Genomic DNA, 14,989 nt, shown 5'->3' on the forward strand with positions numbered 1-14,989 from the left:
AATGAGTTATACAGTAGAATTTAGTCGGAATGGTTTAGAAATAGCCATCATTGGCATGGCGGGTCGTTTTCCAGGTGCTAAAAATATTGAAGAATTTTGGCAAAATCTGCGAAATGGCGTAGAGTCTATTACTGCTTTCACTAATGAAGAGTTGCTCGCTGGCGGCATAGACCCTGACCTACTCAACGATCCCAATTATGTGAAAGCTGGGGCTGTACTAGAGGACATAGAATTATTTGATGCTGAATTCTTTGGGTTTAATCCCAGAGAAGCAGAGATTATTGATCCGCAACATCGTCTGTTTTTAGAGTGTGCCTGGGAGGCTATGGAAAATGCCGGCTACAATTCAAAAATTTACTCAGGTTTGATCGGAGTTTATGCTGGCGCAGGCTCAAACAACTATGTACTAAATATTTATTCCAATCAAAATATTAGAAATTCTATAGATCGTAACCAACTTTTCTTTGGCAATGACAAAGATTTTTTGGCTACACGGGTATCTTACAAATTAGACCTTGAAGGGCCGGCTGTAGGTATTCAAACTGCCTGCTCAACTTCATTAGTTGCAGTACACTTAGCCTGCCGAGGTCTGTTGGGTGGTGAATGTGATATGGCTTTGGCTGGTGGTGTGGCGATCGATGTGCCGCAAAAAGAAGGATATCTTTATCAAGAAGGGGGAATTGTGTCTCCCGACGGTCGCTGTCGTGCCTTTGATGCTAAAGCGCAGGGAACTGTTTTTAGTAATGGTGTGGGTATAGTTGTTTTAAAGCGATTAGAAGATGCGATCGCTGACGGCGATTGTATTTATGCTGTGATCAAAGGCTCTGCTATTAATAATGATGGAGCTTTCAAAGTTAGCTACACTGCACCACGTATAGATGGACAAGCAAAAGTAATTAGGGCAGCCCAAGTTATGGCTGAGGTTGATCCCGAGACAATTACCTACATCGAGGCCCACGGCACTGGAACATCCCTTGGAGATCCGATTGAAATTTCTGCACTCACACAAGTGTTTCGTGCAAGTACTGACAAGAAAGGTTTCTGCGCTGTCGGTTCGGTCAAGACAAATATTGGACACTCAGATATCACAGCTGGTGTTGCAGGACTAATTAAAACTGTCCTCGCCCTCAAACATAGACAAATACCACCCAGTTTACACTTTCAGCAGCCCAATCCCGAGATTGATTTTGACAACAGTCCCTTCTATGTAAATACCACGCTTTCCCAGTGGCAGACAAACGGCACACCCCGTCGTGCAGGGGTTAGTTCTTTTGGGATTGGGGGAACTAATGCCCATGTAATTCTAGAAGAAGCGCCTGTTGTCAAAGCTTCTAGTCCTTCTCGACCTTGGCATCTGTTATTACTCTCTGCTAAAACCAGAACGGCACTGGAAACTGCAACAGCAAACTTAGCAGCCTACCTTCAACAACATCGTGATTTAAACTTGGCTGATGTTGCCTATACTCTGCAAGTAGGTCGGCAAGCATTTGAGCATCGCTTCATGGTAGTATGTCAGAACCTTGAGGATGCAGTCAAAAAATTGGAGTTTGCCAACCAAGAGCAAGGTTCGACTTACTTAAAAGAACTCCATAATCGACCTGTTGTATTTATGTTTCCTGGGCAAGGGGCGCAGTATGTCAACATGGGTCGGGAACTTTACCAAACTGAATCTATATTTCGCGAAGAGGTAAATCGCTGCTGTGAACTGCTCAAGCCTCACTTAGGTATAGATTTGCGCCATGTCCTCTATCCCAGTGAAGAACAGATTGAGGCAGCTACAGGCCAACTACAACAGACTCATATTACCCAGCCAGCCTTATTTGTGATTGAGTATGCCCTCAGCCAGTTATGGATGGCGTGGGGCATCCACTCGGAAGCCATGATTGGTCATAGCATTGGCGAGTATGTCGCAGCTTGTTTAGCAGGTGTGTTTTCCTTAGAAGATGCTTTGACATTGGTTGCTGTGCGTGGACAACTGATGCAGCAACTGCCAACAGGTGCAATGCTTTCTGTTCATCTTCCAGAAGACGATCTGCGACCCTGGCTTGGTAAAGAGGTTTCTCTCGCTGCCAGTAACGCACCTAATTTGTGTGTTGTTTCTGGTTCTGAGGAAGCGATCGCTCATTTGCAAAGTCGTCTCACTGACCAAGGTGTGGAGTGTCGTTGCCTGCATACCTCCCACGCATTTCATTCCCCAATGATGGATTCTATCTTGGAATCGTTCACAAACCAGGTAGAAAAAATTAAACTAAACCCTCCTCAAATTTCTTTTATTTCTAACTTAACTGGTACTTGGATTACCGCAAAAGAGGCAACTGACCCAACCTACTGGGCTAAACATCTACGACAAACAGTCCGCTTTGCCCAGGGAATGGCTGAGTTAATGACACAGCCAGAACGAATTCTGCTGGAAGTTGGGCCGGGGATGACATTAAGTACCTTTGCCAGACAAAGTAAGGCGGATGAACCTACGGTTTTGGCAACACTCCGCCATCCAAAATACCAAAAATCAGATTCAGCATTTTTGCTGACCACCGTAGGTCAACTCTGGCTAGCGGGTGTGCAGGTAGATTGGTATAAATTTCATGCTCAGCAGTCGCGTCAACGGATACCCTTACCAACATATCCCTTTGAGCGCCAGCGTTACTGGATTGAAGCCCAAAAAGTAGACAACTCTAACCATCCTCAAATCAAACTAACCAGAAAACCGAATATGGCTGACTGGTTCTACATTCCTGCTTGGAAACGAGTAATGTTGCTTGAACCCTGGAAAACAGAAGGGTTAACTCAGCAAAAGTCCTGCTGGTTGGTCTTTGTCGATCCATGTGGAGTGGGTTCACAAATCGCCAAACGACTGGAACAAGCAGGTCAGGATGTAATTATAGTCACAATAGGAGAAGAGTTCACAAATCTTAGTGATTGCATCTACACAATCAATCCTCAGCAACGGGATGATTATACTACCTTACTGCAAACTCTTCGCGAACTAGGTAAAACTCCACAAAATATTGCTCATTTCTGGGGTGTCACAGCAAATACTACATCACTGGGTAAAACTTTACACGCACAGACACAATTAGGAATCGAGGACTTTTCCAAGTCTCAGGATCTAGTTTTCTACAGTCTGCTATTCCTAGCACAGCAATTGACCAAACACAATTTAACTACTCCGGTGCAAATAACAGCCGTAACCAACAACATGCACGAGGTGGTAGGTCAAGAACAGTTGCAGCCAGAAAAAGCGACAGTGCTAGGCCCATGTAAAGCGATCGCCCAAGAATATCCACATATCACCTGTCGCAGTATTGATATCGTCATCCCTGAATCGGAGACTTTTCTGGAAAAGCAACTTATAGACCAACTCATAGCTGAACTAACTCAACAACCATCTGATTTAGTTGTTGCTTACCGTAATGGTCATCGTTGGGTGCAAACCTTTGAACCAATTCAATTGAACGAAGTAGTTCCAGAAAAAACACGGTTAAGAGAAGGGGGAATTTACCTCATCGTCGGTGATCCGGTCAAAGGTTTGGGTTTAGTGTTTGCAGAATATTTAGCTCAAACAGTACACGCCAAACTCATCTTAATCGAAAATTCAGAGTTGCCAACAAGAAATGAGTGGGGACAATGGCTAGCAACTCATGATCAACACAATCATATCAGTGATCAAATTAGAAGAATCCAGGCTTTAGAAGAATTAAGCGGAGATGTTCTGATCATCAAAGCTGATGTTGCCAATAAAGAACAAATGCAAGAGGCTATGACCATAACTTATGAGCGTTTTGGTCAAATTCATGGAGTGTTTTATGTACCAGAAATCAGTGGTAATGAAAAGTCAACTTTATCTATTCATGAAATAGGTAAAACTGAATGTGAGCAGGAATTTCACTCAAAAGTACATGGACTTATTGTATTAGAAAAATTTTTACAAGGGAAAAAGCTTGATTTCTATCTTTTACAATCTTCACTATCATCAATATTGGGAGGATTAGGACTAGTTGCCTATGCAGCAGCTTACCTATTTATGGACGCATTTGTTCATCAAAAAAAACAGCAAAACTCTGTTCCTTGGTTTAGTGTGAATCGCCAAGCTTTTCTCTCTGATTTAGAAAAAGAAGAATATGTGGCGTTGGGATCAACTGCAACAGAATTATTCATGACACCGCAGGAGGTTTGGGAAGCTTTTCAACGCATTTTGTTTATGGGTGCGGCAAATCAGGTTGTTGTTTCCACAGGGGATTTACAAGCAAGAATTAATCAATCACTGAAGCTAAAACCTATAGAAACTGCAAGCAATTCTCAAGACTCACAGCAGGCAGATTCTTTTTCACAGCACTCAAGACCGAATTTACAAACTGTTTATGTAGCTCCCACAAATAAGATTGAGCAAACCATTGCCAACATTTGGCAAGAGATTCTTGGAGTTTCTCTAGTAGGCGTGAATGACAACTTTTTTGAATTAGGAGGACACTCTTTACTAGCTGTTCAGGTTACTTCTCGTCTGCGAGAAACTTTTCAAGTAGATTTACCGCTTAACAGTATTTTGCTTGAGGCATCCACTGTTGCTGGACTTGCTGCTGTTATTGCTCAACAGCAACCTCAACAGGAAGAATTAGAAGAAATGGTTGCTTTATTACAAGAGGTCAAGAATCTATCAGCGGAAGAAGTTCAAGCAGAAATGGTTAAAGATTTTTCGTCTAGCTAATCAAAGAAATTAATAATTAGCACCATCAATTACATGTGACTTCATCGGTGCGCATCTGTGTTCATCTGTGTTCATCTGTGTTCGTTTTTTATCTTTTACTGTATTCAAATTCTTTTTTCAAGGTAGATTTTCCGTGGGCAATTGCCCTCAAGGAGGTGATGAAAAATTAACGAACACCGATGCACACAGATGGACACAGATGGATTATGGGTTTGCTGTTAAGTTACTCCCCAATTTCTATTTTCAAGGTAGTCAATCACGAGAAAATCCACAAAGAGTGCATGAAAATATTCATCTTCCTACACCCCTACACCCAAACCACCCCCACACCCATTTTCAACCTAATAATCCCTCACATCAAAACATCAGGAGTTAGAGAATGGAATTCGGTTTATTTTATTTTTCCGGTGATGGTTCAACAAATCAAACAAACAAGTATAATTTATTAATAGAATCTGCTAAATTTGCAGATAAACATGGTTTTTCTGCGGTTTGGACTCCGGAACGACATTTTCATCCGTTTGGAGGGCTTTATCCCAATCCATCTTTAACTAGTACAGCCCTAGCGATGGTAACTGAACAGATTCAGTTACGGGCTGGAAGTGTTGTGATGCCACTTCATAATCCAGCACGGATTGCTGAAGATTGGTCTGTGGTTGATAATTTGTCTCAAGGTAGAGTAGCGATCGCTTTTGCCTCTGGTTGGACGGTAGATGATTTTGTACTGTCTACTGAAAGTCATGCCAATCGCAGAGAAGCTATGTGGCGTGGAATCGAGACTGTACAAAGGCTGTGGCAAGGTGAACAAGTAGAGTTCCAAGATGTTACGGGAAGAAGTTTCAAGCTGAGAACTTTTCCCAAACCAGTGCAGCCCAAGTTCTCACTTTGGATTGTTTGTCAATCTCCAGCAACATTTATTGAAGCAGGCAAGATCGGGGCTAACATACTAACTTCTCTTTTGGGAGGGACTCTAGAAGAGGTGGCAACTCAAATATCACTCTATCGCGAATCTTTGGCAAAACATGGTCATGATCCTCTAGCTAAAAAAGTAGCAATGATGTTGCATACTTTTGTGGGAGAAGACTTCGATATCGTCAAAGAACAAGTTAGGGAACCTTTTTACAATTACCTCAAAACCCACATTGACTTGCTTGAGAATCTAGCGAAAAATTCCGGCGTCAACGTGAATTTGGCAACATTCACCGAAGCGGATATAAACAGTCTTTTGCGCTTTGCTTACGAAGGCTGGCTGAAAGGGAGGACTTTAATTGGTTCAAAAATTACCTGTATGCGAATGATAGAACTCTTAAAGCAAGCTGGTGTTGATGAAGTGGCATGTCTCATTGATTTTTACTCAGATTTTGATGCCGTGATGACGAGTTTATCTTATCTCAAAGAGTTAAAAGATATTTGTAATTCAAAAAAGAAAAAGTAAGTTTACTCAACTAATAAATTAACGTATAGCCCTTCTCTCTTGGATAAAGCACTGCTTTATCGGTGTTCATCTGTGTACCCTGCGGGAAGCCTATGAGCGCGTCTACATCTGTGTTCGTTTTTTCCCCTGTACATCACCCAACTACAAATATTTAAATATAAATTAACTCAGGTATTAATTAATGAGAGATTTGTATCAACAAATAGCAGATCTATCTCCAGATCAGCGGGCATTATTTGAAAAGCGACTGAAGCAAAAAGGCTTGAGTTCTGTAAAAATCTCCAGAATTTCTCAAAGAAAAGATTCTGATTCTTTGCCTTTATCTTTTGCTCAGCAAAGGCTATGGTTTATCCAGCAATTGGATCCTGACAACAGTGCTTATAACGTTTTTAGTGCCTTACGTATTCAGGGTCAACTAAACGTAGCAGTGCTAGAACAAACCTTCACTGAAATTGTCAGACGTCATGAAACCTTACGCACAACTTTTACTACCAATGCTTCTGGGGAACCGATCCAGGTTATTACTCCGCCTCAGCCCTTAACTTTGCCGATCATGGATCTGACAGAAGTCTCTAAGCCGGAGGAGGAGGTGCAGCAGCTAGTAGTCAAGGAGGCACAGCAACCCTTTGACTTAACGAAATCATTGCTGCGGTTGACCCTTCTGAGATTAGGCGCAGCAGAACATATATTGCTGTTGACAGTACATCACATCATCTGCGATCGCTGGTCAATGGGAATATTCGTCCGGGAAATGAAAGCACTTTATGAGGCTTTTGTCAATGGCAAGCCTTCACCCCTTCCCGAACTGCCAATTCAGTACGCAGACTGGGCAATTTGGCAACGCCAGTGGTTACAGGGACAGGTGTTAGAACAGCAGCTAACTTATTGGCAAAAGCAGCTTCAAGGTAACTTGCCAGTGTTAAAATTGCCAAGCGATCAACCCCGGCCAGTTGTTCCGACTTATCAAGGTTGGCAACAGTCGTTAGTATTATCTAAACCTCTATCGGATGCTCTGAAGGATTTGAGTAAAAAGGAAGGGGTAACGCTGTTTACGTTACTATTAACAGCTTTCAACATTTTGCTTTGCAAGTACACTCATCAGGATGACATCATCGTTGGTACTGATATTGCTAATCGCAATCGGGTTGAAACCGAAGGATTAATTGGGTTTTTGATCAACACTTTAGTATTGCGTACTAGCTTGTCCGGCAACCCCAGCTTTCGTGAATTACTCCATCGGGTACGTGAAGTGATGCAGGGAGCATATGCCCACCAAGATTTACCCTTTGAAAAGCTGGTGGAACAGTTGAATCCGGAGCGAACTCTCAGCCAGATGACGCCACTGTTTCAAGTCAAGTTTGATTTACAGCTGGCACAGGTGGAACCACCAGAACTTTCGGGTCTGACTGTCAGTCCTTTAGCATTTGATAACGGGACTGCAAAATTTGAACTGCGTTTTAACCTCTCGGATACAGAACAAGGGATAATAGGACTAGTAGAATACAGCACTGACTTATTCAATGACAGTACCATCACTAGGATGGTACAGCACTTTCAAACTTTACTCTCTGGCATAGTTGCCAATCCAGAACAGCGACTAGAGGCGTTACCACTATTAAGCGAAGCTGAACAACAGCAGCTATTAGTCGAGTGGAATGATACTGAGGCTGAGTATCCAAACCAGTGTATCCATCAGTTATTTGCAGCCCAGGTGGAACGTACACCTGACGCTGTAGCAGTAGTTTTTCAAGACGAACAATTAACCTATACTCAATTAAATCAAAGAGCCAATCAACTAGCGCACTATTTGCAAAAGCTGGGAGTCAAACCAGAGGTACTGGTAGGAATTTGCTTGCCGCGTTCCGTAGAAATGTTGGTTGGATTATTGGCAATTCTAAAAGCGGGTGGGGCTTATGTGCCAATAGACCCAGCTTATCCGCAACAGCGCTTAGCTTTGATGTTAGAAGATGCCCAAGTATCAGTACTGCTGACTTCTGTTGAGTTAGCAGGGCAATTGCCAGAACATCAAGCCAAGGTAGTATGCCTAGATGCCGACTGGGAGAAAATTAGCAAACAGAGTATTGATAATCCTATAAATAAAGCCAGCACTGAAAACTTAGCCTATGTAATTTATACTTCCGGTTCTACAGGTCGACCAAAAGGAGTACAAATTCCCCACGGCGCTGTGGTTAATTTCTTAAGTACAATGCGCCAAACTCCGGGATTGACTCAAGACGATATTCTCTTATCTGTCACTACCCTATCTTTTGACATTGCGGCACTGGAACTATATCTACCACTGATTGTCGGCGCTCGTTTGATTGTAGTTAGCCGTGAAGTTGCTAGCGATGGCGTTCAATTGTCAAAACAACTAGATTTGCACCAAGCAAATGTCATGCAAGCCACACCAGCCACTTGGCGGTTACTGCTGGGTGCTGGGTGGCAAGGTAGTAAGCAATTGAAGATTCTCTGCGGAGGGGAAGCGCTTGATCGCTCTCTTGCCAGTCAGTTACTTGAACGTAGCAAGCAAGTGTGGAACTTATACGGCCCCACAGAAACCACTATTTGGTCGGCTGTGCAAATTGTAGAAAACAAGACAGAACAAACAGATAGCATTGTCTCTACTGGTCGCCCGATTGCCAACACGCAATTTTATGTCCTCGACCAACACCAACGTCTTGTTCCCATAGGTGTTCCAGGTGAATTATATATCGGCGGTGCTGGGGTAGCTCGTGGTTATCTCAACCGACCAGAACTCACAGCCGAGAAATTTATTCCCAACCCCTTCCACAAAGAGGCAGGAGGACGTCTTTACAAGACAGGCGACTTAGTTCGGTTGCGATCGGACTCCAGCATGGAGTTTTTAGGGCGGATTGATAATCAAGTCAAACTTCGTGGTTTTCGCATTGAACTGGGAGAAATTGAAGCGTTCTTAAACCAATATCCAGGGGTTGAAACCAGTATAGTTTTGAGCCGGGAGGATCAACCCGATTCTCAACGTTTAGTTGCCTATGTAGTCCTACAGCCAAACCAGACACAGACAATTCCTGAACTGCGCCATTTTTTGAAGTCGAAGTTGCCGAACTATATGGTTCCAACAGCTTTTGTGACGCTAGAGGCACTGCCGTTGACACCTAACGGTAAGGTAGATAGGAGGGCGCTACCAGCACCTGACCAAACACGACCGGAGTTGGAAACGACTTATCAACCACCCCAAAATGATCTAGAGCAAACTATTGCTAATATTTGGCAAGAAGTACTGCATGTGAATGAAGTGGGTATTTATGACAATTTCTTTGAATTGGGTGGTCAATCATTACTCTTAGTTCAGGTTCATAGTAAGTTGCAAAAAATATTGCCGCGAGATTTATCTTTGGTGGAAATGTTTCAATATCCAACGATTAGCTCTTTAGCTAAATATTTGAATCAGGAGCAAAATGAAGCAGCGGCTTTGATAAAAGATTCTTACCGTAATGAAGTTAGAACAGCTTCAATTAAGCGTCGTAGAGAAGTCAGACAAAATTATAGAAAAACAACATGAGTTCAGTCTCTATTAGGCACACAAATTGAGCATTGATAGACAGGATTTACGCAAGAATTGCTAACAAGCTAGTGATTGGGTAAGTCAACTTTGATGGGGAAAAGAATGAACCACGTTAGATGCGAAGCGGCTTCCCGTAGGAGTAGACACGAAGAACGCGAAGGATGCGTAAGTCTTAATAGAGTTACTCAACAATTATTCTGGAGTATCAAATGACATTAAGTAAGCGTCAACAAGAAATGACAAAACAAAATTACGTAGCTGAGACTGAACAAACATTGCAGTATACGATTGCCGAAAAAGTTACGCAGTTATTTACGCCATCCAGTCACTCGGTATCTGTAGAAAGTGAGATGGATCTGCAAGTTAATACTTTAGTTGATGATTTTTTAGGTGAGATTAATACTAATACTGATGTTGATTTGAATGCGTTAGTGTCTAAGTTTACTGATAGTAAGGTACCTGTTGAACCTTATAATTTTGATAGCTATGTTGAATATTTAGCTAATAATGTTGTTGCTCATTCTATACACACATCTTCGCCACGATTTATTGGTCATATGACCTCTGCTCTTCCCTATTTTGTGCGACCATTGGCAAAGCTGATGACAGCAATGAACCAAAATGTCGTCAAAATGGAAACCGCTAAAGTCTTAAGTCCTTACGAACGTCAGGCTTTGGCGATGATGCATCGACTAATTTATAATTTTTCTGATGATTTCTATACTCAGCATATTCAAAATAGCCAGAGTACATTGGGTATTTTGGTTTCTGGAGGTACAGCAGCAAATATCATCGCGCTGTGGTGTGCCCGTAATGCTTCTTTGGGTCCAAAAGATGGTTTTGCTGGTGTAGAAAAGGAAGGTTTAGCTGCGGCTTTAGATTACTACGGCTACAAAGGAGCAGTAGTAATAGGTTCTGATTTGATGCATTATTCTTTTGATAAAGCAGCAGACTTATTAGGCATTGGTACACATGGATTGATTAAAGTCCCCACTAATTGCAATAATGAGGTTGACTTACAAGCGTTGCGCCAAGCTGTTGCAGACTGTCGCGCTCAGAACTTGCATATTATTGCGATCGTGGGTGTTGCTGGGACTACGGATTCTGGTAATGTTGATCCACTTGTAGCGATCGCGGATATTGCTCAAGCAGCCAATGTTCATTTTCATGTAGATGCAGCTTGGGGTGGACCACTTATCTTTTCTGAACAACATCGACACAAACTTGCTGGTATTGAACGGTCTGATTCCGTAACCATTGATGGACACAAACAACTGTATCTGCCAATGGGGATTGGTATGCTTTTTCTGCGCGAACCACAGCTGGCTGCATCAATTGAAAAGAGTGCTAGTTACACTATGCGTAAGGGTTCCTTCGATTTAGGGAAACGCGCTCTGGAAGGCTCTCGACCTGGTATGGCATTATTTTTACATGCTGGACTAAATCTGATTGGGCTGAAGGGATATGAATTTTTGATTGATGAAGGAATCCGCAAGACACAGTATATGGCTGCGCATATCTGTGCCATGCCTGAGTTTGAGTTACTGGCAGAACCAGAGATGAATCTCCTTGTTTATCGCTACATTCCGGAGCGATTCAGAGGACTTGCTGCCAAAAACCAATTGACGGAAACAGACAATCAACAAATTAATCAATTTAATCAACGCCTTCAGAAAATTCAGCGTCAAGCTGGTCGTACTTTTATTTCACGGACAACGAAAACAATTACCTGCTTTGGAGAAAAAATTTCTATTACTGCACTGCGTGCAGTGCTTGCCAATCCACTTACTACTCAAGATGATATTGACGCAGTTTTAAATGATCAGATTCAGATTGCTTCAGATTTATCAACTTACATCTTGCACCTACCCTATATCCCGCCTCGGAATAAATTCCGAGTCTAATAGCATAAGTCCGTTTAAACGGACTCAAAGACTTTCCTAGTCAGATTTATCTGACTTTCGCTATCAGCCAAGAAATTTATTTCTTGGCGGGACGAAAAGTTGGTGCAAGATATGAATCAATATCAAATTCTCTAGAAGCTGCTGAGAACGTAGCGTAGTTGCTGTGAATCAGAATCGGTGGGGATTTTTTGCTATGAATAATTTCAATGAATTAAACAGCTTCGACGATCGTGATGAAATAGTCATCATTGGCATGGTAGGTCGTTTTCCTGGGGCGAACAATATTGATAAATTTTGGCAAAATCTCCGAGATGCTGTAGAATCAACTACTCGTTTCACAGATGAGGAACTGGTATCTGCGGGGATAGACTTAGCTGTGCTACGTGATCCCAATTATGTCAAAGCAGGCAGTGTACTGGAAGATATAGACTTATTTGACGCTTCATTCTTTGGCTTTACTCCCAGAGAAGCCGAAATCACAGACCCACAACACCGCCTGTTTTTAGAATCTGCTTGGGAAGCTTTAGAAAATGCTGGCTACAACTCGGAAACTTACACTGGTCGCATCGGTCTTTATGCTGGTGTTGCTTTCAGTAGTTACTTTTTTACGAACCTCTACCCCAACCGAGACTTAACACAGTTAGTAGATGATTTCCAAACTTTTATTGGTAATGATAAAGACCACTTACCAACCCAAACTTCTTATAAGTTAAACCTCACTGGGCCCAGCGTTAATGTTCAAACTACTTGTTCCACATCATTGGTTGCAGTCCACTTAGCGTGCCAGAGTTTGCTGAATGGCGAAAGTGATATCGCCTTAGCCGGCGGTGTTTCGATACAAATACCGCAAAAAGCTGGCTATCTCTATCAAGAAGGAGGAATTAATTCTCCTGACGGACACTGTCGAGCTTTTGATGCTAATGCTCAGGGAACTGTTTTTGGCGATGGTTTGGGCATTGTAGTATTGAAGCGATTAGCAGATGCCCTTGCTGATGGTGACTATATTCATGCAGTCATCAAAGGTTCAGCTATCAATAACGACGGTTCCTTAAAGGTTGGTTACACAGCCCCCAGTGTAGATGGTCAAAGAGAAGTAATTTTGGAAGCACTTGCTTTAGCTGGAGTGGAACCCGAGACCATCAGCTATATTGAAACTCATGGAACTGGAACTCCTTTAGGAGATCCGATTGAAATTGCAGCTCTTACACAGGCTTTTCGTCGCAGTAGTGACAAAAAAGGCTTCTGTGCTATTGGTTCGGTTAAAACCAATGTGGGACATTTGAATACAGCTGCCGGTGTAACTGGTTTAATTAAAACTGTTCAAGCCCTTAAAAATAAACAAATACCCCCTAGCTTACACTTTCAACAGCCCAACCCCCAGATAGATTTTGCCAACAGTCCCTTTTACGTCAATACTAAACTTACCGAATGGAAAACAAACGGTATACCTCGCCGCGCTGGCGTCAGTTCTTTTGGAGTAGGGGGAACTAATGCCCACGTTGTCCTGGAAGAAGCGCCAGTTGTAGAGACGCGAGATCTCGCGTCTCTACAATCTCGCCCTTGGCAATTGCTGGTGCTTTCAGCTAAAACCGAAACCGCTTTGCAAACTGCTACAGCTACTTTGGCTTCTCATCTCCAGCACCACCCTCAGTTGAATTTAGCTGATGTGGCTTACACGCTGCAAGTGGGTCGGCGAAGTTTCGATTATCGCCGCATAGTAGTTTGCCACTCCCTTGAAGACGCACTCAAAGTCCTAACAGACCAAGATCCGCAACGTGTTTTCACTCACCAGCATAAACCCGGTCAATGTCCAGTCGTGTTCATGTTCTCAGGTCAAGGAAGCCAATATGTAAATATGGGGCGCCAACTTTACGAAGTAGAACCAACATTTCGCCAGCATGTAGATGATTGCAGTCAGATACTCAAACCCCACCTGGGAGTAGATATCCGCAATATACTTTATCCAACTGCTCAACAAAGCGAACAAGCATCACAACAACTACAACAAACAGCAATCACACAGAGTGCATTATTTGTCATAGAATACGCCCTCGCCCAGTTGTGGATGTCTTGGGGTGTGCTACCTACGGCAATGATTGGTCACAGTATCGGGGAGTATGTAGCAGCAACAATTGCTGGGGTGTTCTCAACAGAAGATGCCTTGGCAGTAGTCGCAGCAAGGGGTAAACTCATGCAGCAACTACCAACTGGCAGTATGCTAGCAATTGGGGTTGGGGAAAACAAGTGCAGCCTCTGTTAGACGACGGTCTATCATTAGCAGCAATTAACAGTCCCTGCTCTTGTGTAGTTTCAGGAACAACGGATGCTATCAGCGAACTACAAAAACAACTAGCTTCTCAAAACATCGAATCTCGGGTTTTGCACACATCTCATGCATTTCATTCTCATTTGATGCAACCAATGTTGGGGAGTTTGTGCAGTTGCTGAGAAACGTCCAACTTCAGCCTCCCCAGATTCCTTTGATTTCCAACCTCACAGGCACTTGGATTAATCCTCATGAAGCGACAAATCCTGAGTATTGGGGTCAGCATCTGCGACAAACAGTGAGATTTTCTTCCGGTGTATCTCACCTATTACAGCAACATGACGGCATTTTCCTAGAAGTAGGACCAGGACGAACCCTCAGCACACTCACAACCCAACATCTTAACGGTAATCAAAAACAAAAACATTTGGTTTTAACTTCCCTACATCATCCCCAACAACAACAATCAGATGTTGCTTGGTTGTTACAGACATTAGGTCGGTTGTGGTTGTTTGGAGTCGAAATCGATTGGTCGGAATTTAATAGCCATCAGCAACGTCATCGCTTACCTTTACCCACCTACCCCTTTGAACGCCAAAGATACTGGATTGAACCAGAAAAACAACAACAACAGCATCACTACCATCCTACCCCTGCACTTGGCAAAAATCAGACATTTCGCAGTGGTTCTACATACCTTTCTGGAAACCATCTTTACTACCAGTACAAATTGAAGTCCAACAACAAACAACGCCAAAATCTTGTGTTTTGCTGTTTGTTGATGATTATGGCTTGGGTAACAAACTCAAAAAACAACTCCAACAACAAAATCAAGATGTGATTACTGTCAAAGTTGGACATAACTTGACAAAGTTAAACGAGTTTGAATATACCCTCAATCCTCAACAACCTGATGATTATGATGCTTTAATTCAAGAACTTTTCAAACAACAAAAGTTACCAAATAAGATTGTTCATTTGTGGAGTATCACACCTTGTTGTCAACAACAATTAGAATTTGAAAAAGTTGAACAAGCTCTAACAAGGGGATTTTATAGTTTACTATTTCTGGCGAAAGCTTTCGCAAGACAGACAACAAACGAATGATGATTTTTCTATTACTGTTATTTCTAAT

The 14,989-nt window shown here is 42.5% G+C and carries 8 protein-coding genes; all 8 read left to right on the top strand.

Features of this window, described 5'->3' with window-relative positions:
• Position 1 precedes the first annotated feature (1 nt).
• The 8 genes from RS893_RS09430 (at position 2) to RS893_RS30500 (ending at position 14,961) form a co-directional block, all read left to right on the top strand.
• Positions 2–4,705 carry a polyketide synthase gene (locus RS893_RS09430; RefSeq protein ID WP_315790939.1) on the top strand — a complete coding sequence of 1,568 codons (4,704 nt, stop codon included), beginning with the start codon at positions 2–4 and terminating at the stop codon, positions 4,703–4,705.
• A 379-nt stretch (positions 4,706–5,084) separates the two neighbouring features.
• On the top strand, positions 5,085–6,140 hold the full coding sequence (locus tag RS893_RS09435) for an LLM class flavin-dependent oxidoreductase (RefSeq protein ID WP_315790940.1): 1,056 nt from the start codon (positions 5,085–5,087) through the stop codon (positions 6,138–6,140).
• A gap of 181 nt (positions 6,141–6,321) precedes the next feature.
• Complete coding sequence (locus RS893_RS09440) at positions 6,322–9,681, top strand: amino acid adenylation domain-containing protein (RefSeq protein ID WP_315790941.1); 3,360 nt, start codon at positions 6,322–6,324, stop codon at positions 9,679–9,681.
• A gap of 212 nt (positions 9,682–9,893) precedes the next feature.
• The gene (gene panP / locus RS893_RS09445) at positions 9,894–11,588 is read left to right on the top strand and encodes a pyridoxal-dependent aspartate 1-decarboxylase PanP (RefSeq protein ID WP_315790942.1); all 1,695 of its coding nucleotides are present in this window, start codon (positions 9,894–9,896) and stop codon (positions 11,586–11,588) included.
• Between the two features lie 193 nt (positions 11,589–11,781).
• A complete protein-coding gene (locus tag RS893_RS30485; RefSeq protein ID WP_315790943.1) occupies positions 11,782–13,848 on the top strand; it encodes a type I polyketide synthase in 2,067 nt (688 codons plus the stop codon).
• On the top strand, positions 13,833–14,036 hold the full coding sequence (locus RS893_RS30490; RefSeq protein WP_315790944.1) for a hypothetical protein: 204 nt from the start codon (positions 13,833–13,835) through the stop codon (positions 14,034–14,036). Before RS893_RS30485 ends, RS893_RS30490 begins: the two co-directional genes overlap by 16 nt.
• Entirely contained in the window at positions 14,030–14,695 is a 666-nt protein-coding gene (locus RS893_RS30495; RefSeq protein ID WP_315790945.1) for a hypothetical protein, read from the top strand. The genes RS893_RS30490 and RS893_RS30495 overlap by 7 nt, the downstream gene beginning before the upstream one ends.
• Positions 14,584–14,961, top strand: coding sequence for a KR prefix domain-containing protein (locus RS893_RS30500; protein WP_425475843.1), 378 nt, complete (start codon positions 14,584–14,586; stop codon positions 14,959–14,961). The genes RS893_RS30495 and RS893_RS30500 overlap by 112 nt, the downstream gene beginning before the upstream one ends.
• The last annotated feature ends 28 nt before the right edge of the window (positions 14,962–14,989 follow it).

Source organism: Fischerella sp. JS2 (assembly GCF_032393985.1).
Taxonomy (GTDB): domain Bacteria; phylum Cyanobacteriota; class Cyanobacteriia; order Cyanobacteriales; family Nostocaceae; genus Fischerella.